At 67.0% G+C, this 25,030-nt stretch carries 23 protein-coding genes and 1 pseudogene; 17 read left to right on the top strand and 7 right to left on the bottom strand.

Translation table 11 applies throughout. The features are described from left to right. The first annotated feature begins 66 nt into the window (after nucleotides 1–66). The 3 genes from ACZOOI_RS15505 (at nucleotide 67) to ACZOOI_RS15495 (ending at nucleotide 3,588) form a co-directional block, all read left to right on the top strand. Nucleotides 67–762: a MobC family plasmid mobilization relaxosome protein gene (locus tag ACZOOI_RS15505; protein ID WP_465276426.1), complete on the top strand. Its 696-nt coding sequence runs from the start codon at nucleotides 67–69 to the stop codon at nucleotides 760–762. After that, nucleotides 762–2,999 (top strand): relaxase/mobilization nuclease domain-containing protein, encoded by a 2,238-nt coding sequence (locus ACZOOI_RS15500; RefSeq protein ID WP_465276425.1) that lies wholly within the window; start codon nucleotides 762–764, stop codon nucleotides 2,997–2,999. The genes ACZOOI_RS15505 and ACZOOI_RS15500 overlap by 1 nt, the downstream gene beginning before the upstream one ends. 118 nt (nucleotides 3,000–3,117) lie before the next feature. Next, nucleotides 3,118–3,588 carry a GIY-YIG nuclease family protein gene (locus tag ACZOOI_RS15495; RefSeq protein ID WP_465276424.1) on the top strand — a complete coding sequence of 157 codons (471 nt, stop codon included), beginning with the start codon at nucleotides 3,118–3,120 and terminating at the stop codon, nucleotides 3,586–3,588. A 114-nt stretch (nucleotides 3,589–3,702) separates the two neighbouring features. On the opposite strand, the gene ACZOOI_RS15490 is transcribed toward ACZOOI_RS15495, so the two are convergent. Both ACZOOI_RS15490 and ACZOOI_RS15485 read right to left on the bottom strand, forming a co-directional pair. After that, nucleotides 3,703–3,906 (bottom strand): DUF397 domain-containing protein, encoded by a 204-nt coding sequence (locus ACZOOI_RS15490; protein WP_465276423.1) that lies wholly within the window; start codon nucleotides 3,904–3,906, stop codon nucleotides 3,703–3,705. A 3-nt stretch (nucleotides 3,907–3,909) separates the two neighbouring features. Beyond that, nucleotides 3,910–4,785 (bottom strand): helix-turn-helix domain-containing protein, encoded by an 876-nt coding sequence (locus ACZOOI_RS15485; RefSeq protein ID WP_465276422.1) that lies wholly within the window; start codon nucleotides 4,783–4,785, stop codon nucleotides 3,910–3,912. Between the two features lie 416 nt (nucleotides 4,786–5,201). On the opposite strand from ACZOOI_RS15485, the gene ACZOOI_RS15480 reads away from it, so the two are divergent. The 9 genes and pseudogenes from ACZOOI_RS15480 to ACZOOI_RS15440 form a co-directional block, all read left to right on the top strand. Continuing rightward, nucleotides 5,202–5,594, top strand: a complete 393-nt coding sequence (locus ACZOOI_RS15480) for an ATP-binding protein (protein ID WP_465276421.1) — start codon at nucleotides 5,202–5,204, stop codon at nucleotides 5,592–5,594. Between the two features lie 382 nt (nucleotides 5,595–5,976). Beyond that, complete coding sequence (locus tag ACZOOI_RS15475; RefSeq protein ID WP_465276420.1) at nucleotides 5,977–6,708, top strand: endonuclease/exonuclease/phosphatase family protein; 732 nt, start codon at nucleotides 5,977–5,979, stop codon at nucleotides 6,706–6,708. 520 nt (nucleotides 6,709–7,228) lie between these two features. Then, nucleotides 7,229–7,765, top strand: coding sequence for a hypothetical protein (locus ACZOOI_RS15470; RefSeq protein WP_465276419.1), 537 nt, complete (start codon nucleotides 7,229–7,231; stop codon nucleotides 7,763–7,765). Between the two features lie 28 nt (nucleotides 7,766–7,793). After that, complete coding sequence (gene fxlM, locus ACZOOI_RS15465) at nucleotides 7,794–9,173, top strand: methyltransferase, FxLD system (RefSeq protein ID WP_465276418.1); 1,380 nt, start codon at nucleotides 7,794–7,796, stop codon at nucleotides 9,171–9,173. A gap of 67 nt (nucleotides 9,174–9,240) precedes the next feature. Next, the gene (locus tag ACZOOI_RS15460; RefSeq protein ID WP_465276417.1) at nucleotides 9,241–9,396 is read left to right on the top strand and encodes an FxLD family lanthipeptide; all 156 of its coding nucleotides are present in this window, start codon (nucleotides 9,241–9,243) and stop codon (nucleotides 9,394–9,396) included. A gap of 138 nt (nucleotides 9,397–9,534) precedes the next feature. Next, nucleotides 9,535–12,564, top strand: coding sequence for a lantibiotic dehydratase (locus ACZOOI_RS15455; protein WP_465276416.1), 3,030 nt, complete (start codon nucleotides 9,535–9,537; stop codon nucleotides 12,562–12,564). 38 nt (nucleotides 12,565–12,602) lie between these two features. After that, nucleotides 12,603–13,775, top strand: coding sequence for a lanthionine synthetase C family protein (locus ACZOOI_RS15450; protein ID WP_465281204.1), 1,173 nt, complete (start codon nucleotides 12,603–12,605; stop codon nucleotides 13,773–13,775). Continuing rightward, nucleotides 13,757–14,782 (top strand): thiopeptide-type bacteriocin biosynthesis protein, encoded by a 1,026-nt coding sequence (locus ACZOOI_RS15445; protein ID WP_465276415.1) that lies wholly within the window; start codon nucleotides 13,757–13,759, stop codon nucleotides 14,780–14,782. Before ACZOOI_RS15450 ends, ACZOOI_RS15445 begins: the two co-directional genes overlap by 19 nt. A 31-nt stretch (nucleotides 14,783–14,813) precedes the next feature. After that, nucleotides 14,814–15,014: pseudogene (locus ACZOOI_RS15440) on the top strand (hypothetical protein); the annotation flags it as partial. Nucleotides 15,015–15,230: 216 nt separating this feature from the next. Here ACZOOI_RS15440 and ACZOOI_RS15435 read toward each other — a convergent pair. After that, nucleotides 15,231–16,298 carry a phosphotransferase gene (locus ACZOOI_RS15435; RefSeq protein WP_465276414.1) on the bottom strand — a complete coding sequence of 356 codons (1,068 nt, stop codon included), beginning with the start codon at nucleotides 16,296–16,298 and terminating at the stop codon, nucleotides 15,231–15,233. A gap of 221 nt (nucleotides 16,299–16,519) precedes the next feature. On the opposite strand from ACZOOI_RS15435, the gene ACZOOI_RS15430 reads away from it, so the two are divergent. Further along, entirely contained in the window at nucleotides 16,520–16,960 is a 441-nt protein-coding gene (locus ACZOOI_RS15430) for a hypothetical protein (RefSeq protein ID WP_465276413.1), read from the top strand. A gap of 4 nt (nucleotides 16,961–16,964) precedes the next feature. Beyond that, nucleotides 16,965–17,321, top strand: a complete 357-nt coding sequence (locus ACZOOI_RS15425; RefSeq protein WP_465281203.1) for a phosphotransferase — start codon at nucleotides 16,965–16,967, stop codon at nucleotides 17,319–17,321. 159 nt (nucleotides 17,322–17,480) lie between these two features. Here the strand turns inward: ACZOOI_RS15425 and ACZOOI_RS15420 are convergent, their stop codons facing one another. After that, the gene (locus tag ACZOOI_RS15420; protein WP_465276412.1) at nucleotides 17,481–18,944 is read right to left on the bottom strand and encodes a 5'-methylthioadenosine/S-adenosylhomocysteine nucleosidase family protein; all 1,464 of its coding nucleotides are present in this window, start codon (nucleotides 18,942–18,944) and stop codon (nucleotides 17,481–17,483) included. Between the two features lie 135 nt (nucleotides 18,945–19,079). Here ACZOOI_RS15420 and ACZOOI_RS15415 point away from each other — a divergent pair, with 135 nt between their 5' ends. After that, on the top strand, nucleotides 19,080–19,613 hold the full coding sequence (locus ACZOOI_RS15415; RefSeq protein WP_465276411.1) for a hypothetical protein: 534 nt from the start codon (nucleotides 19,080–19,082) through the stop codon (nucleotides 19,611–19,613). Nucleotides 19,614–19,682: 69 nt separating this feature from the next. Then, entirely contained in the window at nucleotides 19,683–20,489 is an 807-nt protein-coding gene (locus tag ACZOOI_RS15410; protein ID WP_465276410.1) for a thiopeptide-type bacteriocin biosynthesis protein, read from the top strand. A 49-nt stretch (nucleotides 20,490–20,538) separates the two neighbouring features. On the opposite strand, the gene ACZOOI_RS15405 is transcribed toward ACZOOI_RS15410, so the two are convergent. Continuing rightward, nucleotides 20,539–22,146, bottom strand: coding sequence for a hypothetical protein (locus ACZOOI_RS15405; protein ID WP_465276409.1), 1,608 nt, complete (start codon nucleotides 22,144–22,146; stop codon nucleotides 20,539–20,541). 99 nt (nucleotides 22,147–22,245) lie between these two features. On the opposite strand from ACZOOI_RS15405, the gene ACZOOI_RS15400 reads away from it, so the two are divergent. Then, nucleotides 22,246–22,539 (top strand): histidine phosphatase family protein, encoded by a 294-nt coding sequence (locus ACZOOI_RS15400; RefSeq protein WP_465281202.1) that lies wholly within the window; start codon nucleotides 22,246–22,248, stop codon nucleotides 22,537–22,539. Nucleotides 22,540–22,776: 237 nt separating this feature from the next. Here ACZOOI_RS15400 and ACZOOI_RS15395 read toward each other — a convergent pair whose 3' ends face one another. Together ACZOOI_RS15395 and ACZOOI_RS15390 are read right to left on the bottom strand one after the other, a co-directional pair. After that, complete coding sequence (locus tag ACZOOI_RS15395; RefSeq protein ID WP_465276408.1) at nucleotides 22,777–23,070, bottom strand: hypothetical protein; 294 nt, start codon at nucleotides 23,068–23,070, stop codon at nucleotides 22,777–22,779. 239 nt (nucleotides 23,071–23,309) lie between these two features. Beyond that, nucleotides 23,310–24,884 (bottom strand): serine/threonine-protein kinase, encoded by a 1,575-nt coding sequence (locus ACZOOI_RS15390; RefSeq protein WP_465276407.1) that lies wholly within the window; start codon nucleotides 24,882–24,884, stop codon nucleotides 23,310–23,312. Nucleotides 24,885–25,030: the final 146 nt, after the last annotated feature.

Below are 25,030 nucleotides of genomic sequence, written 5' to 3'. Positions count from 1 at the left end.
ATCACCGACCCACGCCCGCCCGGCCGTTCCGGGCGGGCGACCACTTTGCAGTCTGGAGCTACTCACATGAGCGACGAACTCCCCTTCTCCGCACCGCAAAACCTCCTCGACGGGGCGGGCAAGGTGGTGTTTCGGAGGCCCCAAAGGGGCCTTCCGAAACAGTCGCCTCGCCCAGGAGGGCGAGGCGACTCCGACCGGTCCTCGCACGAGGGCGCGCGAGGACCGGACGGAGACTCGACGCCGGGGCTCGTCGAGGGAGAAACCACAACCCCAGAGCCCATCCACCCCGCGCGAGAGCAGCCCGCCGAGCCCGCTGCCCCACAGCCGCGTTCCCGCGCCCGCAGAGCCCGCCCCGCCGCTACATCCCGCGAGCCCCGTGTCAGCAACCAACGCAAGCTCACGATGAAGACCCGGGTCCACCCGGACGAGAAGCAACGGATCGAGGCCGCCGCCGCCCGCGCCGGCCTGCGTCCGTCCGGATTCCTCGCCGTGGCGGCTCTCGCCGCCGCGGCAGGCGACGACTTCACCCGCGACGCCCAACTGCACGAGGTCGGCCGCAGCCTGTCCGCCACGCGGACCGACCTGGCCCGGATCGGCAACAACATCAACCAGATCGCCCGCGCCCTGAATATTGACCAGGCCACCGGAAGTCACCCCACCGACGCACTGACCGCCCGCCACGAGGCTGCCCTCACCGCCCTGACCCGGACGCTTCAGCGACTGGACGCCACCGCGTGGGACCTCACCGAACGGAAGCACTGATGTACTCGCGCGTGCACAAGCGCGGCGATCGCAGTGTCGGCCTGCTCCACTACCTGTACGGGCCGGGCAAGCACGACGAGCACACCGACCCGCACATCGTCGCCTCCTTCGACGACTTCACCCCCGACCCTGGCCGCGACGACAGCACGACCCCGGGCCGCCTCGCCAAGATCCTCGACCTGCCCGTCCGGCAGGCCGGCGACCGCGCCCCGAACCAACCCGTGTGGCACTGCTCGGTCCGCGCCGCCCCCGAGGACCGGCACCTCACCGATCAGGAATGGGCCCAGATCGCCCGTCGCATGGTCGCAGCCGCCGGCATCGATCCCCTCGGTGATCAAAGCGGTGGCCGCTGGGTCGCCGTGCGCCACGCCGACGACCACATCCACATCGTCGCCACCCTCGTCAACGCCGACCTGTCCGCCATACACACGTACCGCGACGGCAAGAAGACCCAGGCCGAATGCCGAGAGATCGAAAAGGACCTCGGCCTGCGCCGCCTCGTCAAAGGCGACGGCACCGCTGTCAAGCGCCCCACCGGCGCGGAAATCCACAAAGCCCAACGCACCGGCCGCACCGCCACCGCCCGCGAGGAACTACGCACCCGGGTCCGCACCGCCGTCGCCTACGCCACCGACGAAGCCACCTTCCTGCAGGCCCTGCACGACTTCGGCGTCGACGTCCACACCCGCCAAGGCCCCTCCGGCGACACCCTCGGCTACAAGGCCGCGCTCCCCGGCGACACCAACGCCGACGGCGAGCAGATCTGGTTCGGCGGACGAACCCTCGCCCCGGACCTGTCCTGGCCCAGGATCCTCGAACGCCTCACCACACCCACACACCGAGGCGACGCACCCGGTGACCGACCGGACCTGGCCGCCGAGAACCCGTGGGACCGCACGGCCGCCCACCTCGACCACCTCGCCTCACTCCTTCACGGCACGAGCGGCGCAACCGGGACCGGCGGAACCCCCATCCCCGAACCGGTCATCGCCGGCCACATCGCCGCCGTCGGCCACCTCCTCGACGCACTACCCCCCGCCACAGTGCCGATCACCGGCGCCGACCGCCGCCAACTCGCCGCCGCGGCCAAGGCATACGAACGCGCGTCCCGTTCGCGCATCAGAGCCGCCCACAGCCAGGCCGGCGCGCTACGCGCCACCGTGCGCGAACTCGCCCACCACGCAACCGGAACCGGCGACGGCGCCCTCGCCGACATCCTGGCCTCCGCCGTCCTGGTCGTCATCGCCATCGGCCACTGGTACGCCGACCCGCAACCTCGGCCAACAAGCCCACTCCGCCGCACAGGCCGCCCAACACCTACGCGCCGCCTACCAAGCCGCCGCACCCGCGCCGCTCGCGCGCCTGGCCCTGAACGGCCCCGGCCCCGGCAGCGCCACGAGATACGCCGACCACGCCCGCACAGTCCTCGGCCAACGCGCCGACACCGTCACCACCGACCCCGCCTGGCCCGCGCTGGCAGCCGTGCTCCACCAGGCCGCCGACCAAGGCCACCAACCCCTGCGACTCCTCCACCAAGCCGTAGCCCAACGCGAACTCGACACCGCCGACAACCCCACCGAAGTCCTCACCTGGCGCGTCCGCCGCCTCGCCCGCCAAACCCCCTACAACCCCCGCACCGCCGCCGCACGAGCCCGAACCGCCCGCCCCACCGTCCCGCCCACCAGGACCCCGCCACCGGCGCCCACACAGCCGACGAACCCCGACAGCGCACGCCGCACACAATGACAACGAAACACACTTGGTACGTCTGTGACCTGCGTGAACACGCTCCGAAGTGGGTCGCGGAACACCGTGGACTTGTCCACCCGGTCGGGGGCATGGTGTCGTCCCCGACCGGAGAGGAACCCGTGCACGAACCTCGCCCCGACCACCAGCCCGCACTTCCGCAGGTCCCAAACCTGCACCCCATGCCCGCACCCGGCACCTACGACCAGGACGACCTGGTGATGTGCACCGAACACCCCGACGAGCTGCGCGTGACCGGCATCCCCGTCCGCTGCCCGGCGTGTGGAGCCCGCAGGGACTGGCTTCTGGTGCACCACCAGGACCATGTGTTCGTGCGCTGCCGCTGCGCGCACCAATGGCACGAATCCGACCTCGACGCCGAGGACTTCGACACCCTCACCGCCGGACCACCCAACCGCTACTGGCCCACTTACACGGAGGCCCTCACCAGCCTCGGCTTTGATGGGACGTTTGCCGGGATGTACCTCTAATAACGGACAGGGAGCTGGCTCCGTCATGGACCGGCTCCCTGCCCGCTCGTGGGGAGGAACCGCCGTCGAGGAGCGAGCCCGGCAATATGTGTCGGAGGCGACGTCTACGGTCCGCGTCATGCTCGCAAATCTCGTGCTGCTCGGCCTGTTTCTTCGGGACCTGGAGACAGCCGTCGAGGAACACCTCGGCAAGCCCGCGACCTTCGACGCGCGCGACGCCCCACCCGCGCTGCCCGGGGTGTACGTCTGGACGAACCCCGATGGGGTCGTCCTGTACATCGGTTCCTCGGACTCTCTGGTCCGACGGCTGGGGGACTACAAATTGTGGATCGACCGGTACGACCCGGAGAGCGACTGGGAGGTCACTGTCGTCCACAAGCTCAAGGAGCACCACGCCTCCCGCGTCTGGATCGCGACCGACTCGCACGAGGATGCGAAGATCCTGGAAAGTCGTCTCATCGAATGGCACCGGGCCAAATGCGGCATGGCTCCGCCGTTCGTGGGCTGGAACGCCAAGCCGAAGAGTCGGCGTCACAACGCGCAGGAGTGGGCTCGCACGCTGTGGATCCGTCAACACCACCACGGTTGATCGCTGTACGCGAGCTTGTGCGACGTCAGTGCGGGGCCTGGCAGTGCCTGGAAAATCGATGTGGGCCACTTCCTCTCGGAAGCAGCCCACGACCAATGTGGATGGGATCGGCCCCTACACGTGCGCGTCGTCTTCTTTCAGCGCCGCGAGGAAGGTTCCCCACGTACGTTCATGAAAGACGAAAGCCCCCCGCGCCGGGTCCTTCGAGTCGCGCACGGCCATGCCGGCCACGACGTGGGCTCCCTCGACGCAGGCACCGCCTTGGTTGTCGCTGTAGCTGGACTTGAACCAGTCACCGCTTTCAGGCGTGGTGGTCATTGTTCAAAGCTCCTTGATTGCCGTGTGGATCATGCTCAGGGACTCCTGGGGGCCCGGAGCAAGGGCTTGGAGGTCGCGCAGTGCTTCCTCGTACTTCTCGACGTCGGCTTCCCGGCGGGTGACCCATGCCGAGGCCAGATTCTCCACGTAGACAATCGGCTTCAACCCTGCGGGCTTGGCGAACTGCAGGACTTGGAACGGCCCACCCATGCCCGGGTGAAGCCCCACGTCGAATGGGATGACCTGTACCCGCACGTTGGGGAGAGACGAGACCTCGGCGATATGGCCGAGCTGATCGCGAAGCACCGCCGAGCCACCTACTCTGCGACGGAGAACGGATTCGTTGACGATCGCGATCAGCTTGAGGGGCGACTCGTCCCGAAGCAGCACCTGCTGCCGTGTCATTCGCACCGTGACAAGGGGAGATACCTCCTCGTCGGGCAACGCCCCGTAGAGCGCCCGCACATACGGCTCGGTTTGCAGCAGTCCCGGCACGAACTCCGACTCGTACGTGTGTAGCGTGCTCGCCGTCGCCTCCAGACCGAGGAACGCCTTGAACCCGGGCCGGATGACGGGGCGGTATTCCGGCGACTGCCACCAGTCCCGCTTCGTCTTGGTCACGGCCGCGTAGCCGTCCAGGAGCGCGCGCGTTTCGGTATTCGCCCGGTAGATCTCGGACAGGGCAATGACGTCGGCCGGCTCCACGACGGCGTTCTCCCCGGTCTCCAGCCGAGTGAGTTTCGACGGGCTCCACAGCAGCCGCTTGGCGACCTGGCCGGCCTTCATGCCGGCCTGCTGTCGAAGCTGGCGCAGTTCCATGCCGAGCTGAAGGCGGCACAGGGCGGGCGTGGCCGACTCGATGTCCATGTCCCCGGTCATCTGATGTCCTCTCCGCACGAAATTCAGTGTGTCGGCGGATCTTCTGTCGACGCAAGGAACCTTCTGCGCCGTAGCAGAACCCCCGCTTCTAGACGAATCGACCTTGCTGGAACGGCAGTTCACGCGAAAGATGAGAAGCAGAATTCTACTGGAGCCTCGTCATTTTCGCCGTTCCACTGGCATGCTAGGCCTTGTTGTTCACGCAGTGCAGTGGGCTACATGCCGTGCGTGATCGCGAGCGAGCGTATGCCCAGTACCGCCGCTCGCCGACGGCATCCCCAGGGAACCGACGATAAGGACTCGCGATGCTTCCCTCTCCCCAGTGCGCCTCCGCCCGGACCGCTCAGCGGCACGTACCCGCTCTCGAAGCCCCTCGCCGGTCCGCAAGCGCGGTAAGCAGGACGGAACGGGGTCGCGTGGAGGTGGAGTTCGCGCCTCACGCTCGGCGTGTGCAGCAGATGCGGCGGATCGCACGTACGCAACTCCGGTACTGCGGCTACACCGACGGCGACGACGACGTGATCTACGTGGTGGGGCTGGTCGTCAGCGAGCTCGTCACGAACGCCGTCGAACACGGCCAGGGCAACAAGGTCAGATTCGCTCTCACGTGCTGCGAATCGGGAGCGCTTCGTGTCGAGGTCGACGACTACTCGATCGGTTCGCCTCAGGTGGGACGGCCGGATCAGGACGCGGAGCGTGGCCGCGGCCTGGTCCTCGTCGAAGCGCTCACCGATGCCTGGGGGCGGGACGGCACCTGCACCTGGTGCACGTTCGCCCCCGCGACGGAGGAGCCCGATGAGACGGCTTGACGGAAGGGGCCCGCAACAGGCACGGCCTCGGTCCAAGCTCCCCATCGCCGAACGCCTCGCCTCGGCGGCCTGGGATGTCGAGAGCTGGTGGTGCCGACACGTCTCACAGCGCGAGCTGCACCGTGTCCTCGATCGCATCGCCGACGGGATACCGGCGGAGACCAGGGAGGAGACGCAAGCGTGGTTGATCGCGTCGCGCGCACGCTTGGCCGCGGACCCGGAAAAGCTCCAGCCCAGTGGGCCGACACACGGCGGGTGCACGCGAGCAGTCCACACGGACGTACCCCGAGGAGAAGGAGATCGACCCGCGATGCAGTCGACGACACTTCGCGCCGGCACCTACAACCTCTTGGATGGGGGTGGTGCCCGCCTGTCCGCGCAGTTGGAGATCCTGCGCGCCCTGAAATTGGACTTGGTGGCCCTCCAAGAGGTCAAGGAGGGCGACAGGGACGACCACGTCTTGGAGTGCTCGATCGCCAACGGCCTGGGGATGCAGAGTCACTTGGCGTTGTCCGCGAGCCATGAGTGCCACCTCATGATCGCCTGGAATCCGGAGAAGCTCCGGCGGGTGGGGTACACCTCGGACGCCGCCGCAGGCAAGCTCCATCACGGACTCCAGCGCATGGAGTTCACCGTCGTGGCCACGGGTCGGCGCCTGGTGGTTCTGAACACGCACCTGGCTCCCTTCTCGGGTGATGTCCGTGCGAACGAGGCCCGATGGCTCACGGAATACGCGGCACCCGGCCGAACCACCCTCCTGTTAGGTGACCTCAACACGATCGGCGCACATGACCCGGAACCGGATTGGGATTCGCTGCCGCTGCACCTCCACTCGCGCCACCGTCTCTGCCGCGACGACGGCACCTTCGGCCCTACCGATCGCCGCGCGATTCGCCAGCTGATCGAGGCCGGATTCACCGATCCGTTCGCAGACCTTCCCAACGGACGTCACACGGTCGGACATTGGAGCGACGAGGACACCATTCGTCGCCGGAGCGACTTCATTCTCGGGGCCGGAGTCACGTTCCGCGCCGCGGGCGTCGCCGACACGGCCGATGCCCGCCGGGCCTCGGATCACCTGCCCCCGTACGCCGTGATCGAGGCCCCCGAGTGACTACCACTCACCAGTGCCCCAACCGCCCGCTCCGACCACATGAAGGAAGACGCAGCCGGCGGTAAGCAGAGGGGCCCGGCGACCGCTGGAGACGGTCCCGGGAGTGGTCAATCAGCCAACCCTGCAGAGGAGCTGACGACATGACTCACTTTATCGCTGCCGTTTTCGCTTGGATACGACAGATGTCCTCCATGTCGACGTCGAGCGGCAGGCACTCCCGCCGGCTCGGCCGAGAGGGAGCAGCCCACGCAACGGAGCCTCGCCGCCCGAGGCCCAAGCCACGCCCCTACCCCCGTTACGACGGGTCCTCTCCGGAGCATCCCGAGGGGGACGGTCTGAAAGTCTTCCCTGCAGACGAATGGCCGATCGTCCGGCCATATGTGCTGTCCTCGCCCAAGGCATGGACGGAACGGATCCAGCCCGAACAGCGCGCTGCCGAATTGCTCGCGCCGTGCGGGATCGACTTCGACATCGAGCCTGCAGTGGTGCTCACATGACCGCGCATGGGGAGGAGACCGCCGTGATCACCGAGGCCGACACCGATGCGGCGAGACGAGATGGCGCGGTGCATCTTGGACGGCTCGCCACTCTGCTCGACCGATGGGAGAGCGAGCCTTGGACGAAAGTCGCCGACGCCGCACGCGCCGCTGGCCCGGCGATGAAGCAACACCTGGTACAGCGGGGCGTGTGGGAAACGCTGCCCTCCGTCGACCAAGCCGCCGTGCACTGGGCCATGGCCACCGGGCACCGCCTCACCGGCATCCCGGAGTGCCAACTGGATCCCGAAAACGCAGGCCCTAACCTCGCGCACCTCTCCCACACCGTCCGATACGCCGCCGATCTCGGAGACAAATGGACACACGGAGCGCGTGCGAGGCAAGCGCGGTACGCCGAGGAGATCGGTCGGAGAATGGCCGCTCTACCGGACGGATGGCGCGGTGAGGCCATGCGTCGAGTCATGGCCGGCGAAGCCGATGTGCCGACCGCCTTCGCTCAGGCGAGCATGTCGCTCAACATCCTCGGCTCCGTATTCGGGATCGACGATCGTCAACCCTAGGCCGTCGCCCGATCGGGTGGTGTCGGCGATGCAAGAGGACGACCACCGAGAACGCCGTGCTGCCACCTTCGCTGGGACGAGGCAGCAGACGGGAGGCGGCAGCGGACAGCAAACCTGGGTCGGCGCTCATGCACAGATCACCGTTAGCCGAGAGGTTTCCATGCCTAGACTCCCCGAGATGGACTCCCAAACCATCCCCTCCTCCGAGTCGCTGCGCGCGGCGATGGTCGACACGCTCGTATGTGACTTCGCGACGCTCAAGATGCCCTTGTCGCGTGAGGTCGTGGACGCATTCGCGACAGTCCCGCGGCATCTGCTCCTGTCGGATGTACCGCTGGAGCGTGCCTACGCGTACGACGCCGTCGTCACCAAGCGCGCCGACAACGGCGCGGCGATGAGTTCGGTGTCGGCGCCGCAGGTCATCGCGATGATGCTGATGCTTCTCGACCTCAAGCCCGGCCACCGGGTCCTTGAGATCGGGTCCGGCGGCTACAACGCGATGCTGATGCGGGAACTGGTGGGACCCGACGGTCAGGTCACCACGATCGACATCGACGCCGATGTCACCGACCGGGCAAAGCGTGGCCTCGCCGCTGCGGGCGTGGCCGACGTCAACGTGTTGACCGGCGACGGCGGGCTGGGTGCAAGGGACTTCGCGCCGTTCGATCGCATCGTGGTCACGGTGGGGGCGCCGGACATCGCGACGCAGTGGAACGACCAGCTCGCCGAGGGCGGCCGGATCGTGGCGCCGCTCGATCTGCGGGGGCTGACGCGTGCGGTGGCGTTCGAACGCGAGGGTGGACACCTGACGAGCCGGGGCTACGGTGTGTGCGGATTCGTTCCGATGCAGGGCGCCGGGGCGTATGCCAAACGTCTGATCCTCCTGCACGACGAGGACGTGGCCCTGCGGGTCGACGACGACATGTCCGTCGACGCCGCGTCGCTGCGGAAGGCTCTGCTGGAGCCGCGTGTGGAGCGCTGGACCGGGGTGACCGTCGGAGCGATGGAGCCGTTCGACGAACTCGACTTGTGGTTGGCGAGCGCCGCGTCGGGATTCTGTCTCCTGACGGCCGATCGCGAGGCGGTCGACCAGGGGCTGGTGTCGCCTTCTTGGCGGTTGGGCGGCACTCCCGCGCTGGTGGACGGCGACAGCTTCGCGTACCGCGCCCGCGCCAGGCCCGTCGATCCCGAGGAGACGGTCTACGAATTCGGGGTGTACGGCCACGGCCCGGCCGCCGAAAGGGTCGCCGACGAGTTGGCCGAGCACATCCGAGCCTGGGACCGCGACCACCGCTCCGGACCGGGGGCGCGCATCGAGGCGTACCCGGCCGGGACCGCCGACACGGACCTGCCCGCGGGCCGTGTCATCGACAAGCACAACACGCGGGTCACGATCTCCTGGCCCTGACACGGCACACGAAACCGTGCGGGGCGGGGTCTCTCGAAATACCACCACCACACAAGGAGGAGTCGAGATGGACACGGCACAGGAAGTCATCGCGGAGGACGAGTTCGACCTTCGGGTCACCGTGGTCGAGGCCGGCACGGCAGTCGCCGAGCTGATGCGGAACACGGACGACAACTGCGGCGCGACGTGCCAGAGCGCGTGCACCAGCTGCTCGAAGGCGTAGCAGGCACCACCGACCCGGTGCCGGAGCTGCTTCGGCGGCCCGGCACCGGGCTCCTTCCGCGTTCGTGACCAGGGGGTGTTGCGGGTGTATCGGCGTGTGGACGCGACGGTGGTACGGGCCACAGCCCACGGAGGCGACATGCGGTTGCCACCGTGGCCGGATCTGTCCGACACGACCGACCAGGCGGTGGAGTCGTGGCGGGGGTGGCTTCGGCAGGTCTGGTCAAACGACGCGCTGACCGAGGCGATCGAGATCGCCAGCCCGGCCTTGGCGGCGCAGGTGAACGCGGTGTGTTCCGGTCGCCCGATGACCACTCGCCGAGCCCGACGCGTGGTCGTTTCCGTCGTGCGGTACGTGCTGCGTATGACCGGCAGGCCGACACCGTTCGGTCTCTTCGCCGGGGTAACGACCGCAACCTTCGCAACCGGGACGGTGGTGCGTTGGGGGAGCGAACATCGGCCTGTGGCGCGTCCGGACGCGGTCTGGCTGGCCAAGGTCGTCTCGCATCTGGAGTCCTCCCAGGAGCTGCTGCCCCGACTGCAGGTGATCGCCAACAACCTGTGCCTTGTGCGCGGCGATCAGCTCGTGGTCCCCTGCCGCGAACAACGCGACGGCTCCGGGCACGGGGCGCCCACCGAGGTGTCGATGCGCCATACCCGACCTGTACAAGCTGTGTTGCGAACCGCGCTTCGTTCCGTGCGCTGTGGCGACCTCGCCAAGGCCCTGGCAGTGGACTTTCCTCGGGTATCGACGGCGACGATCGACTTCATGCTGGCGGAACTGGTTGCGCATGGTGTCCTGTTGACCGCGTTGCGACCGCCGATGACGGCCGTCGACCCGTTGGGCCATGTCGTGGACCGGTTGCTCGATGCGGAGGCCGAGACCATCGCGTCAGTGGCGCCGTACTTGCGCGAACTGTGCGAGGTCCGCGAGGAGCTGTTCCGTCACAACGGCGTAGGCCCGCCCGCAGATTACCGACGGGTCAGGGTGGAGGCCGCACGGCGGATGGGCTCTGTCGGCGACGTGGACGAGCGTCCGCTCGCGGTCGATTTGCGCTTGGACTGCGACGTGGCTCTACCCGAGGCGGTAGTGCGCGAGGCGGAGACGGCGGCAGGGATTCTGGCACGGCTGACACCGTCCCCGTTCGGAAGCGCGGCCTGGCGCGACTACCACGCTCGCTTCCTCGAACGGTACGGCGCTCACGCCTTGGTCCCCGTGCGGGATCTCGTCGCCGACAGCGGCCTGGGCTTTCCCGCGGGCTTCCGGGGGTCGACGCATCCCACGCCCCCTACCGCCCTGACCTCGCGCGACAAGGCCCTGCTGGCGCTGGCCCAGCGCGCGGCCCTCGACGGTGACCGTGAAGTCGTCCTGGACGAAGCGCTGATTGCGGCGGTCGCGATCGAGGACGGGCATCAAACTCGGCAGCCGCATGTCGAACTCAGCTTTCAGGTCCATTCGCCGGACCGATCCGCGGTCGATCGGGGAGAGTTCGATCTCGTCGTCGCCAGCGCTTCGCGGGCGGCGGCCACCACGGCGGGCAGGTTTCTGTACCTGTTCGACGCGGTCGACCGCGACCGCATGAGCGCTGCCTACGCGCGGCTGCCCACGGTCGAGAACGGCGCGGTCATCGCCCAGGTGTCGAGTCCTCCGGTGTTCATCCGGACGGAGGCACTGGCCCGAGCCCCCAAGGTGTTACCGCTGCTGGTGTCGTTGGGTGAGCACCCCGCCGCCGGCGACACGACGATCGAGCTGGACGATCTCGCGGTGAGCGGTGATGCCCATCGGCTGTACCTGATGTCGCTCTCGCGAGGATGCCCGGTGGAGCCCGCCGTGTGGAACTCGGTCGAGTACGCGACCTTCACCGATCCGGTGGCCCGGTTCGTGTGCGAGGTGCACCGAGCGCGCGTAGGCGTGTGCCAACCGTTCGCGTGGGGCGCCGCAGCGACGATGCCGTTCCTCCCTCGGCTCCGCCACGGCCGCACGGTGCTGTCCGGCGCGCGCTGGCGGCTGGACACCCATGACTTACCCGGGCCCGGGACCTCGTGGCCGCTGTGGGTTGAGGCGCTGACTCGCTGGCGCGAACGGCGCCACGCTCCCGACGCTGTGTATCTGGGCGACGGTGATCAACGCATTCGCTTGGACTTGGACGAGCCCGCACACCAGTTCCTGCTGCGGACGCAGATCGACGGCCACGGACAGGCCTTCGTGCACGAAGCCCCGGAGGAGGGCGCTCTCGGGTGGTTTGACAACCGCCCTCACGAGATCGTGCTGCCCCTGGCATCCACCACGCCCACACCATGGCCGTCGCGGCCCCAACGATCCGGGACGCCTCGCGTTGTCGGTCGCGAGCACGGGCACCTGCCGGGCTCCTCATCGTGGCTTTACGTCAAGCTCTACATACCTGCGAAGCAACAACCCGCCCTACTCACAAGCCACCTGCTGGCGCTGTTTACTGCATGGGACTCGCCGCCCGCGTGGTGGTACGTCCGCTACAACGACCCGGAACCACACCTCCGGCTGCGCTTTCGCACAGGCGACGACGACTTCGCCGAGTCGGCGGCCCGCGTCGGCGCATGGACGGCCTACCTGCGCCGCCAAGGCCTGGCCGGCCGGGTCCTGTGGGACACCTACCACCCCGAGATCGGCCGGTTCGGCGCCGGCACGGCGATGGTCGCGGCCGAGTCGGTGTTCACCACCGACTCCGCAGCCGCGCTCGCTCAACTGCGAGCCTCCGGCGCCCACCCTCGGGCCCTCACTGCGGCGAGCATGGTCGACATCGCGATCGGCTTCCTCGGCGACGTCGATATCGGCATGCGCTGGTTGATCGAGCACGTCGACAAGAGCACCGGTCCCGCTCCGGCACGACACATCCACGACCAAGCCGTGCACTTGGCCGATCCGGGCAACGACCGCGTCAACATCCGAGAGATGGCCGACGGCGAGGCGGTCGCTCGCGTGTGGGCCGATCGGCGAGCGTCCTTGGCCGCCTACCGCACGCACATAGTCGACGACGGCGACGTGACCCCCAACGCCGTACTGCCCTCGCTCCTTCACCTCCATCACGTTCGCATGCACGGCATCGACGACGAAGGCGAACGCGAATGCCACCACCTCGCCCGAGCTGCCGCCCTGTCCTGGGCGGCTCGCCACCCTCGGACGACGCCGTGAACACCCGGACCACCGCGCTCGACAGCGCTGCGGCGAGCATCGCGGAACGCCTCGCCGATCCCACACGTGAACGTCGAGGGCGCGAACAGTCGCTGGCCCAAGGCGCCGTCGGGATCGCACTGCTACACGTTGTACGCGCTCGCGCTGCGGCTGGCGGTTGGGCAACCGCCCACGCCTGGCTGAGAGACGCCGCAAGCACGCCCACAAGCGCGGCCGGCGACGCCGGGCTGTTCCTCGGTGCCCCGGCCCTGGCTTTCGTGCTCCACACAGCCGCCGGCGACACCGACAGATACCGGCTCGCCCTATCCGACCTCGACGGACACGTCACCGCCTTGGCCCACCGCCGCGTGGACCTCGCCCACGCCCGCATCGACCGCAAAAAACTGCCATCCCTCGGCGAGTTCGACCTCATCTACGGCCTCACCGGCATCGGCGCACACCTACTCCGGCGCGACCCCACCGGTGACGCCTTGGAGCGCGTCCTGACGTACTTGGTCCGCCTCACCAAGCCCGTACACGACGGCGACCAACAGCTGCCGGGCTGGTGGACGTACCATGACCCCTCGTTCAAGACGTCCCCCGAATTCGCCGGCGGCCACGGCAACCAAGGAATCGCACACGGCATCGCTGGCCCATTGGCGCTCCTATCCCTCGCCCAACGCCGCGGCGCACGAGTCGAGGGCCAGACCGACGCCATCGAAACGATCGGCGCGTGGCTTGACACCTGCCGTCAAACCGACGACCACGGCACGTGGTGGCCACAGTGGATCACCCGCGACGAACTGCACACCGGCCGCACCACACAGCCCGGGCCGCTCCGCCCATCCTGGTGTTACGGAACCCCAGGACTCGCCCGCGCCCAACAACTTGCCGCCATCGCCACCGACGACACCGGCCGACAAGCCGCCGCCGAACAGGCCCTTCTCGACTGCCTGTCCGATCCCACCCAACTCGCGCGCGTCACGGAGACGGGTCTCTGCCACGGATGGGCCGGTCTCGTCCAAACGGTCCACCGAGTTGCCCAGGACGCAGACTCGCCCGCGCTGGCAGCTCAGCTGCCCTACCTGATCGACAGCCTCGCGGTTCACGCTCGCCCGAGCGAGATGCGCGGACTTCTGGACGGCAACGCCGGTGTCGCGCTCGCCCTACACACCGCCGCGCACGCCACGTCACCCGACACAGGATGGGACGCGTGCCTCCTGATCACCTGAGCCCCTCTCCAGGCCCCGAGCCACCCACAGCACATGCTCTGGAGAAGGCCGTCCTCGCCGTCCTCGCAGGCACCCCGCCCGACCACGCGGCGGTGGCAGCGGACATACGACCCGACGACCTCGCCGACGCCGTCCAGACGTACCGCGCCGCCGGACTCAGAGCACTGACCGCCCAGGCGGATCCCTGCGATTGGCACCAAGTCCACATCGAGTTCGCCGACCGGACCACGGCCGAGACCACGGCCGCCCGCCTGGGCCCGCTCATACGGCGTGCGGAATCGAACCACGCCATTACGGCTTGGTGGTTCACCCGCAAATCTCCATGGTGGCGCTTCCGCTTGCGCACCGGACCCACCGTCGCCCGCGCCGAGATCGGGTCCTGGCTGGGGCACTCACTCGACGAACTCGTATCGCGGGGCCTGATCGTGCAGTGGCGAACGGGCACCATCTACGAGCCCGAAGCCTTGGCGTTCGGAGGGCGCAAGGCCATGGTCATTGCCCATCGACTGTTCCACGAAGACAGCCGAGGCATCGTCGACTTCCTGAAGCGGCACAACGCCGCCACCCCATCCGGTCAGGTGATCGGGCGTCGAGAGATGTCCGTAATGCTGTACAGCGCTCTGCTTCGCGGCGCGGGCCAGGAATGGAACGAACAGGCCGACGTGTGGCACCGAGTGGAGGCCCTGCGCCCGCTTCCGGCCGACACATCTCTGGACCGGCTACACGGTCTGAAGCCCGGGTTGCAGCGCCTGATGACAGTGGACGTGGGCCCCTCCAGCGATCTCGCCGCAGCCGACGCGCCATTGGCGTTCGCCGCTGACTGGGCAAGCGCGTTCGACGCCTCTGGCCGAGCGCTTCGGACATTGGCGCACGGGGGAAGTCTGGATAGGGGTTTGCGGGACGTTCTCGCGCTTCACATCATCTTTTCTTGGAACCGCATGGGCGTGCCGTCCACAGCGCAAAGCATCCTCGCCCGCGCGGCACGGGAGATGATCATGCCCCTGTAAGAGTCGTCGCGAAGGGCGTGGCAGAAACGCCATAAAGACCGCCGCCGACACCCTCGATCCCACGGCCACACCGATCGTCCAAGCCGTCCTCAAGCCCTCCGACTGCGGTGTCGACCATGCCATCGAAGCCGTCGGACAAGCCGCGACCGCCGCGCAGGCGCTCGCGATGCTCCGCCCGGCCGGTCAAGCCACCGTGCTCGGGATGATGTCGCCCCGCACCGATATCCCCATCCCGGGACGCCTGTTGCGCCAAGGCCGCAAGCTCGTCGGTACCGTCATAGGCTCGGTGCGCACCCGCACCGACATCCTGCGGTACGCGCAGCTTGCCCTCACCGGCCAAATGAGCACTGACCTGGCTGCTCGTCACATCGGGCCGCTCACTCGACGACGCCAACTCAGCCCTTGTGGACGCCCAGGCGCATCGGGGCGTCCGCGAGATGCTGCACTTCTAGGAATCGGCGAACGCGACCTGGACCTCGTCGCGATGGGCCGTCCACCAGTGCAGGAAGTCTGTCGCCGAGAAGAACAGATGATCGGTGGTGTGGTTGGCGCGATCGTAGTGGAAGACGAGCTGCCAGAAGTCGCACATGCGCTTCCACCACAACCGCTCCACCGCATCCGCCAGCTCCGCCTCACCGATCGGCACCACCGACCGATAGCCAGCCACGAACGCCGCGACCCGCTCCAAGTCCGGGTCACCGGCCTCGCGGCCGAACAACAGCGTCGCCGAGCGAGCGACCTCCTCACCGAAGGACTTCACCCGGATCCGATCCCAGTCCAGGACCGCGACCACGCCCTCGTCGCCCCACAGCACGTTCAGGTGCTGAAAGTCCCCGTGCACCCACCCGAGCGGACCCAGCGGCAGATCATCGCCCGGCCTGGAGACCGCGTACTTCTCGATCAAGACCTTGCGCTGCTCCAGCAGCTCAACCACCCGTCGGTCGAAAGCACCGGGCTCATCCATGGCCGCCACGACGCCGAGAAACCGATCAGCCTCGGCCAACGCATCCCACGGCGAATCCACCGACGCCCGGACAGAGTTGGGCTTCGCTGGCAACGCCCCAAAGATGTCCGCCTCGTCCAACGCGGAGTGGATGTGGCCGAGCAGAGTACCCAAGTCGGTTGCCTGCTTGGTGTCGAGATCCGTGCCGTGCCGATGCTCACCCTCAACCCACGGAAACAGGCAATACCCGCGGTTCCCGATCTCGACCACCAGGTCACCCTTGCAAGAAGGCGTCGCCGGGCACACCGGGATGCCGCCCTCGTCAAGGCGAGCCACAACGGCGAGATTGCGACGAGCCGTCGCGAACGGCACGTCCAGCACCTGCTTCAGCACGAACCGGCCGACATCGGAATCGACCCGCCAATTCCGGTTCATCAGGCCCTCGGCCAGGTGCACCGTCCGACGAATCGCGCCCAGCCCGAATGCACGGGTCAAGAACTCCTGATCGTCTTCAAGGTGGGAGAACAGCACCACGCCCGCAGCCTCTTCGGTCACCCGCAGCAGGCTACCCATCACAGCAGAGCCTGTGGCAAGACTGACCCGAACGTGTCGTTTCGCCGGTTTCCCGGGCTTGGAGGTCGTGCTCAGCCTGGACGAACTCGTAGAGTCCACGAGATCCAGTTGCAGCGCCGACGACGACCAGCCCTACTGACGGGCTCCGTGTCGCCAGCACTCGGGCCGCCCGGTTCTGCACGGTGCGGCCCGACGTCCGCCCAAGGAGCCCTCGCTTATCCATGCCCCGGATCGATTGGGACGACCTTCCCTCAGCAGTCCGACACGCCGTGGAGGCCCGGACCGGCTCGGTGCTGAAGGCGATCACCGCCTCCGAGGGCGTCAACTCCGGCATCGCCACCCTCCTGCACATGCCTGACGGCGAGGTGTTCCTCAAGGGCATCCCCTCCGGCCGCGGACAGGTACGCACCCGGGAGCAGGAGGCGATGATCAACCCGTACGTCGTCGCCATCTCTCCGCGGCTGCTCTGGCGCCTCGAAACGGGCGGCTGGAGCCTCCTCGGCTTCGAGGCCGTCCGCGGTCGGCACGCGGACTTCGCACCCGGATCACCCGACCTCCCGCGCGTCGCGGCCGTCCTGCGACGCCTGAGCGAGATCCCGCTGCCGGACGTAGCCCTCAAACGCCTCAACGAGCGCTTCGCGTCGTACGTGAAGGAAGACTAGCGCGCTGCTTCGTGGGAACGCGCTGCTCCACACGGACTGCGCGCCACACAACGTGCTCGTCTCGAACGAGCGCGCGCTGCTCATCGACTGGGCGTGGCCCACGGCCGGTCCGGCATGGACGGATACGTCGTATCTGATCACCAGGCTCATCGACGCCGTTCATCCCGCCCACGACGCAAACCAGTCGGCTCTGCCCGAACTTCCCGCTTGGGCCGTGGCTCGGCCGAGCGACCGCAGTTTTCGCCCAGGCGTGCGCGCAGCTCTGGACAAGGATCCCGGCCAACGACCCACAGGACTGGAAGACGCGCCTGGCACACGCGGTGACCGAGTGGGCCAGCTACACGAACTTGTCGACCTTTAGACCGGAGCCCACGCAACCGAACACCTGACGCCTCAGCCTCTCCAATTCTGACCACCCGACACCGGAGTAACTAGCCGCGCTGCGACTGAGTCGAAGTCATCCAACGTTGACTTGAAGACGCGCGTATATCTTGACCGGCCCAGCGGACGATGAGAGCTTTCATTGGCCTTCGGATTTGAACGCGTAGAGCAGTCGCGCGGTCAATTCCTGGGCTAGCTCGGTTCCATGTCGAGTCACGGAGTCAGCCACGACGGCCTCTTCGGGCTCAACTCGGACCGGTACGTTTGTGACGCGCAGCCCAACGGATCGCTGAGGGTTGACCTGGCTAAGGCGTTCGACCGTTACGAGCATCGTTTTGTCGATACCGACTGCCGGAGCATAGGAGGGGGCCCCGGGCCCCTCGATGATCTGCAACACCATCATGAGTTCTGCGATCCGATCACAGGTGTTCTCCTCATCAAGCACATACGTGAGGCCGGGCTTCGGGAGCGACTCCCATGCACTTCGCTGACCGGACCGGGTCATCGCAAGTCCGGACCAAGTGCCCCGCGAGTCGGTAACAGCAGCTATCGCCACTTCGGCCGTGCTGCGGACCTCGACATGTTGGGTTGCGGAGAACAACCCCTTGGAGCGGCCCAGGATCACCAGCTCGTCACCGAGGTGTCGCATGCGCAGCGCGGGCACCCGGTCCTGATTCGGAACGGGCACCAAGTGGATCTCCAGCAAGGCTGGTGGGCTCCCAAAGCCTCCCAAGTCCACGAGGTCCTTGTGCCACAGAACTTCGGCTGGCCGATCAAGCGTCCGCCAGGTCAGCTCCCCGCTTGTCTCTTTCAACGTGGAAGGCTGCGCGAAGTGAGCCGGGGCATTCGCAGGTCGCAACTGGGCAATCACCTCCGCCAGGAACAGGGCCGCATGGTGAGCCGCGCTTTCCTGCAGGCCGACACTATCCGTGTGTTGCTTGGTCCCGTCCGCTTGATCGCTAATCCCCCGAACCATTAGGTGAGCTACGTCTTCGGCTTTGTGGGCCGCGCTGGCGAAACCCGCGCCTTCCATCTCCACGGCGACAGCGCCGTTGTAGTTCCGGTCCAGAAACTGTCGCAGCTGCGACTCCGAGGGGGCGTTCACCACGATCTCACCCGCAAGGATGGGTTTGAAGTGCACCTTCGTCGCGACTCGGGCCGCCTCGGGCAGCCTCCTCCTCCAGGTATCGACGGCATGCACGTACATGGCGAGCTGCTGGAGAGAGTGAGTGGCTTCCCAACTGCGCGACCGAACCCTGAATTCCTCCGGATCTTGCTTGCCGCCTTGGTACGAGTAAACCTCAAGAGCAACCACTACATCACCCGGACAGACGTCGGACTTGAGCGCTCCCGCAATCCCGGTGAAGAAGACCGCTTGAGGATGAAAGAAGTTGACAGCCCGCTCAGTGACCGCCGCGGCGGAGACATTACCGGCGCCCGTGATGCCCAAACAGACCGTCCAAGGCGTGTCCGCCAGCCGACCGCACTCGAACACGGTTCCCGCGTGATCAACCCGCTGAGGTTCCTGTAGAAGGCGGCGCACCGCCTGGTACTCCAAGGGCAGCGCGGTCAGCACAACGACCTTGCCCGATGACTCATCCATGAACAGCCCCCTTGCTCTCCACGGACGCGCCGTGCAGTCTCCCCGCGAAGCAACCTGTCTCGTGCTCCTACAGTAGATCCGGCAGGCCGTGGGACCACGAAATATCGACGTCGTGTCGCAAACCGAGGAGAACCCATGTCCAACAGCAGCGACCTGAGTGAAAGCGCGATACTTCTCGCCGAGTACGCTCAGATCAAAGACGAACAGAGGGCGCGGATTGGCTTCCGCGACAACCTGCTGTACGTGACGCTCGCCGCGGTGACGGCCGTGACCGCTCTCGCTGTGCAAACCAAGCGTCCAAACCTAATGCTGGCGCTACCTCTGGTATGTGTCGTACTTGGATGGACCTACCTGGTCAATGACGAAAAAATCTCGGCCATCGGTCGCTACATCCGCACCCAGCTTGCCTCCCGACTGGAGGTGGCCAGCAGCACCAGCGTTCCCCTTTTCGGCTGGGAGAGCTTCCACCGCAGCGACCCCAAACGCACGTCCCGCAAGGTCACGCAAACCGTTGTCGATCTGACAGCCTTCCTTGTCGTGCCCTTCGCCGCACTCGTGGCGTTTTGGTCCTGCGGAACAACAACCTCCTTGCTGATCACTGCATCAGTGCTCGAAGCTGTCGCGCTCGGCGGCCTGGGAGTGCAGTTTGTACGCTACGCCGAAATGTGACTCCACCCAACTGGGACGTATTTAAGTTCGGGGCATGGGATGGGTTGCAGAATTCGGTTCCAGACGACGGTGCTGCAGGTCGCCGCTCAAACAAAGCGTCCTGCGACAGCGCTGATGGCTTCGTCCCCGATGTCTGACTCGACACTCACCGTGAGGGGCCTGCGCCCGCTCATACGGCGGGCAGAGACGAACCGCACCATCACGGCTTGGTGGTTCACCCACAAATCTCCGTGGTGGCGTTTCCGCTTGCGCGCTGGACCTGCCGTCGCCCTCGCCGAGATCGGGCTCTGGCTGGTGCACTCACTTGATGACCTCGTATCGCGGGGCCTGATCGTGCAGTGGCGGGCGGGCACCATCTACGAGCCTGAAGCCCTGGCGGTCGGTGGACGCAAGGCCATGGTCATTGCCCATCGACTGTTCCACGAAGACAGCCGAGGCATCCTCGACTTCCTGAAGCGACACAACGCCGCCACGCCGTGCGACCAGATGATCGGACGACGAGAGATGTCCGTGAAGCTGTACGGCACCCTGCTTCACGGCGCGGGTCAGGAATGGAACGAGCAGGCCGACGTGTGGTACCGAGTGGAGGCCCTGCGCCCGCTCGCACCCGAAATACCCTTGGATCGACTGCACGGCATGATTCCCGGATTGCAGCACCTGATGACAGTGGACGTGGGCCCTGTCGGCGATCTCGCTGCGGCAGGCCTGCCATTGGTGTTCGCCAACGACTTGACAACCGCGTTCGACACCGCCGGGCGAGCAATTCACGCATCGGCGCGCGAACAGAGTCTGGACAGGGGCCCACGAGACGTCCTCGCACTGCACATCATCTTCGCCCGCGTGGCCAGGGAAGTGATCGTGCCCCGTAGTCCATGAACTACCAAAGTTCCCGCCCTGTGACGCGGGGCTTAAGCATCTTCCTGTCTCACCGCCCGGCTACCCCTCGCTGCCATTCCTCCAGCACCAGCCAGAAATCACGGGGCCAAGACATGGTCAGCGGATCGAAGAAGTACTTCTCGACTGTGGTCTGCTTCCACAATGCCTCGGCCCGCTCTGCCTCGGCCGAGAGGAGTCGTGCCGTCGCCAGGTGGCCTCGAGCGGCGTCATAGCCTCTCCCCTCTGCAGCCTCGACAAGAGCAGGCCAGAGCTCCCAGACCAGGTACTGCTGGAGTTCTCGCAAGTGATCGCCGGCTTTCTGACAGATTAAACTGCCCACGTTCTCGTTCACTTCGTTGATCTGATCGGCGATTTCATCGAGCCGGTTGTCATTCCAATCGTATTTTTTTACGAGTTCTCGCCAGATCGTCCAGGAGCGCTCTGCCTCCGTGCGCGCGTACTGTTCCAATTCCTTCCGAGTCAGCTGAGGGAAGTGCTGGTTACCCGAAACGTCGCCGGAAGTGTTCGGCGTCGTGCCTGTCTCGTCGCCATACCTGATCTGGGTGAGCACCTCCAGCAGGCGAAGGGAGGATTCGATGTCTTCATCACGGACCAGGCCGCTGATATCGGCGATGTCCTGAGCAACACCAGACCAATCAGTCTCCGCGATGTGGACATCGAGATTATCGGCCAGCCAGTCTGCCGAGCCGCGACTGCGAAGATCAGCCAGAATCTCCTCAATTCTGGAATCAAGCCGGCCCACTGCGGCTTCGGGAGTCTCCCGCTCCCGCTGGGCTGCTGCCTCGTGCTCTGCGCGCTCGACGGCTTCTCGGCGGCTGTCACGAGCCACCCGGGCGGACGGAAGGCGCGTCTGCAAGGCCCGCATCTTCTCGGCCTTCGCCGGGTCGATCTCGTCCAGCAGTTCGATGGCCCGCATCCGGTGCCCAGCCCGGACAATCGAGTCCGATGCGAGGCAGCACAGCAAACTCGTCGCATCCTTGGGCGCGCGCTGCGCCACGGCTGTCGCCAGCGCGAGACGGTCCGCGCTCGCGGCTTCAGGGTGCGCTACAAGTTGTTCCACCGCCGCAGGTACGTAGCCAGTCGGGTGCTCGTACTCGGCGAGGGCCAGGCCGACCCTCACGCGTGTCGTGAGCGGGGCGGTCTCGTCGTTTGCGAAGATGCCGGCGGTCCATACCGCCCACCCCTCACGCACCGCGTCCGCCAACCAGCCCCAGCCGTTTTTGGGCAGCAGGTTTCGCGCCTCCGCGTATCCCACAGCATCTGCCCGGTGCACCAGCGTGTCGACTGCCCGGTGACGCAGTCCTGACGGAAGACCCTTGGCGCCCGCGACATAGCAGAGGCCGACGGTGTACTCGGCGTAGGTGTACGGCGGCCGGTCGACACGGACTCCGGACATTCGCAGGATGCGCTGCAAGTCCTCGTGCCAGGCACCAGGGGCGAGGACCATGAACGAGGCCGCGGCCAGGGCCGCCCCTCCGCGTATCTCGCACGCCTGCAAGCTGGAGATCCGCCAGTTGTCACCGAGTGAGCCATCGGCCAAACGGACCAGACAGGTCAGGATGAGATTATCTGGCTCTCTGCGGCGAGCTGGCACGTCGCAGTCCGGCAGTAGCTCGGGCCTCTCGATGTCCCCCATGCTGCGTCCCCCTGATCGACAATCATCGGCATCTTAACTTCGGGGCAATCGGCACCTTGAGCGTCTCCTACTCCGAGTTGGTCCCGAGCAAGCGCGCCAATCCACCGCCATCGCGCGCCAGGCGGGGAAACGAGCGAGGAGGTGCAGGCCCGCTACGTCGCACCGTGGGATAGCCTCTGCGGCGGCCCCGCACGGCGAGTCTTGCTCGTGGGCCACGGAGGTGGGATCGCCTGCCTGCCTCTACACCTAGCACAGCGCCCGTACGCGGACGACCTCGACCACATACCCGGCTCCGTAGCGCTGAGCATGCTGCGGGTGGTCGTTCTGATGAACGTCTCGCCGCGCGAACTGCGGGCGCGGGCCGGCTTGGCAGCCTGCCCGCGCCCGCCGTAGAGCTGACGAACGGGCCGAAGTTCCTCGCGGTCCAAGCCATTCAATCCGCCACATTGAGCGTTGGGGTGCGCGCAAGCGAGCGCAAGGGCCTCGGCGACCGAACACCCGAACTCCGAGTGCAGCGTCGCGTCCTCGTGGACCGTCTGCTGACATCACACACATATCAGGGCGCGGCAGTCGCGCCCCACACCGTGCAATAGCTCGGAAGGGCCCTCTCCTCCGCCGGTCCGCCCGCCCCTACGGCATGTTTCGAGGCTTGCGCAGCGGCTGGGATGTCAGGTGCCACCCGCCGCACAAGCCGCACTCGTACGCGCGCTCCGGCTTCCCCTGGCCGGTGTCCTCGCCGCGGTAGCGGATGACCTGGATGACGTACTCGGCGGTGGCGCGGTCGATGAACCGCCGCTTGCCGGTGGCGCATTGGCGCTCCGGGGTGGCCTTCGGCGCGTACTTCCTCCGGCGGCGCTCCTCGCGACGCCAGCGCGGGGTCACGGGGCGGGTCTGGCGGTTGTTGCTGTTTTTGGGCTTGGACACGGTGCACCTCCTGGAACCCCGCAGGCAGTGCGGGGACGGGTCGGCGTGTGCATGGGGCTTGAGAGCAAGCTCTGCGAGGCGGCCCCAATGAAAGCAACTCCAGTGAAGCAGACAGTGAAAGCACTGTCAATCAACTTTCACTCGATAGGCATACGAAAGCATGTCGCGGGCTGGAAGCCTGGCAACACCGAAGGGGTGATCGTCAGTTCATCGTCTGATCACACGCATATGCCGCGGAGTCAGCCTGTCTTCCGCAGACGCTCCAGGAGCTCCGCCACCTCCACGGTGGCCGGATCGGTCGGGCCGCGCAGGATGCACAGGTCGTCGTACAAGGCCTGCCAGACCTGCTCGCCCCGCTCGCCTTCACCCGCAGAGACCAGCAGCAGGCCGAGATCGCGCCGTACGGCCACTGCGGTCTCGGACACGTCGCCCTCGCGTGCGCTCACCTGAACGAGTACGTGCTCGAACTCCTTGATCGCGACGGTCACCTGCCCCAGCTCCGCGCGGCAGTAGGCGGCTTGGCGGCGGCACTCGATGGCGTCGGCGCTTGTCGGCCCTTGGGTGCGGGAGAAAGCGTCCGCGAGCGCCACGAACTCCGGCAGCGCCCGCCTCGGTTCACCGCCGACGACCAGCACGGCCGCCAACCGGGTGCGCAGCTTGAGCACGCGAGTGTTCTCGGCTCCGAGCCCTTCGGCAGCCGTGACGACCACTTCCTGGAGCAGGTCGGCGGCCTGGGCGTACCGGCCTTGCTCCAGCAACTCGTCCGATTGGGCGTACACGTCCCGAATCGCGTCGCGCAGCTCGGTGTTAGGCACCGCAACCGCGTGGCTGTCTGGGTTGACCAGCGCCTCGGGCGGAAGCACGGTGGCCGTCTGCGTCCGGCGCCGAGGAGCATTCGGGTGGCGGTACACGTACGTGGGGTCCGGCATGCCGTCCGGAGCTTCGCCCGCATGTGCAGGTTCGGCAGAGCCCGGCTGCGGCAGGAACGGCAGCAGGCACTCGTACACCTCGTACGCGTCGGCGGGCCGCTCCTCAGGGGCCTTTGCCAGCAGGCGCAGCACCAAGTCTTCCAACCCCGCCGGCGTGTCCGGGCGCAACTGGCGCAGGGGCTTGGGAGCGGTATTGAGGTGGTGCAGCCAGACGTCGGTCATGCCACCGACGAACGGCATTTCGCCGCTGATGAGTTCGTGCAGCAAGCAGCCAAGCGAGTACAGATCTGCCCTCGGGGTGATATTGCGCAGCCCCCGTACCTGTTCGGGCGACATGTAGTGAGGAGTGCCGATTGGTATGCCCGTGGACGTCAACCGCATGACATCCGTACCCAGTACACGGGCGATACCGAAGTCGAGGACCTTCACCGTTCCGTCAGCGGTCACCATGATGTTGCTCGGCTTCAGGTCGCGGTGCACGACCGGCACGGCATGGGCGTGCGAGAGCACCGTGGCGATCTGGGCCCCGATGGCGGCAGCCCACGAGACCGGCACCGGCTGGGGTTGCTGGATGAACGCCGTGAGCGGTTTGCCCCGTACGAGCTCCATCACCAGGTACAGCCGGTCGAAGTCGTGCTCCAGCACCGCGTCGTACACCTGCGGCACGCCGTGGTGCTGGATGCGCGCAGTGATCCGGGCTTCATGGCGGAACCGCTCCGCCAGCTCCTCGGCGTGCTGCGCGGAACGGATCACGTCGCCGCGAATCAGCTTCACCGCGACGGGGCGGTCGAGGACGGCGTCATAGCCCCGCCACACAGTGCCCATGCCGCCGGAACTCATCTCCTTGATCAACTCGTAGCGTCCGGCGATTGGTTCAGTCGGCATCGTGCCCCCGCTCGTTTCCGCGACTGATGGTGCTGCTTACCAGATTGTTGGAACAGGTGCTGTGGGAGTGGTGATCGACGTCCAGCCTCGGGCCGCGTCCCCAAGGCCGATCCGCGCCGTCGCGATCCGCGAATCCCGCCGAATGG

It is taken from the genome of Embleya sp. L77, assembly GCF_055557415.1.
This window is presented reverse-complemented; position numbering and strand designations above follow the sequence as displayed.

Coding starts and splice junctions, on each gene's coding strand:
- ACZOOI_RS15460 (WP_465276417.1), top strand. CDS start 9,241: ATGGACACGGCACAGGAAGTCATCGCGGAGGACGAGTTCGACCTTCGG.
- ACZOOI_RS15430 (WP_465276413.1), top strand. CDS start 16,520: ATGCCCCGGATCGATTGGGACGACCTTCCCTCAGCAGTCCGACACGCC.
- ACZOOI_RS15415 (WP_465276411.1), top strand. CDS start 19,080: ATGTCCAACAGCAGCGACCTGAGTGAAAGCGCGATACTTCTCGCCGAG.
- ACZOOI_RS15505 (WP_465276426.1), top strand. CDS start 67: ATGAGCGACGAACTCCCCTTCTCCGCACCGCAAAACCTCCTCGACGGG.
- ACZOOI_RS15485 (WP_465276422.1), bottom strand. CDS start 4,785: ATGACCGGGGACATGGACATCGAGTCGGCCACGCCCGCCCTGTGCCGC.
- ACZOOI_RS15390 (WP_465276407.1), bottom strand. CDS start 24,884: ATGCCGACTGAACCAATCGCCGGACGCTACGAGTTGATCAAGGAGATG.
- ACZOOI_RS15435 (WP_465276414.1), bottom strand. CDS start 16,298: ATGGGTAGCCTGCTGCGGGTGACCGAAGAGGCTGCGGGCGTGGTGCTG.
- ACZOOI_RS15420 (WP_465276412.1), bottom strand. CDS start 18,944: ATGGATGAGTCATCGGGCAAGGTCGTTGTGCTGACCGCGCTGCCCTTG.
- ACZOOI_RS15455 (WP_465276416.1), top strand. CDS start 9,535: ATGCGGTTGCCACCGTGGCCGGATCTGTCCGACACGACCGACCAGGCG.
- ACZOOI_RS15490 (WP_465276423.1), bottom strand. CDS start 3,906: ATGACCACCACGCCTGAAAGCGGTGACTGGTTCAAGTCCAGCTACAGC.
- ACZOOI_RS15495 (WP_465276424.1), top strand. CDS start 3,118: ATGCTCGCAAATCTCGTGCTGCTCGGCCTGTTTCTTCGGGACCTGGAG.
- fxlM (WP_465276418.1), top strand. CDS start 7,794: ATGCAAGAGGACGACCACCGAGAACGCCGTGCTGCCACCTTCGCTGGG.
- ACZOOI_RS15500 (WP_465276425.1), top strand. CDS start 762: ATGTACTCGCGCGTGCACAAGCGCGGCGATCGCAGTGTCGGCCTGCTC.
- ACZOOI_RS15405 (WP_465276409.1), bottom strand. CDS start 22,146: ATGGGGGACATCGAGAGGCCCGAGCTACTGCCGGACTGCGACGTGCCA.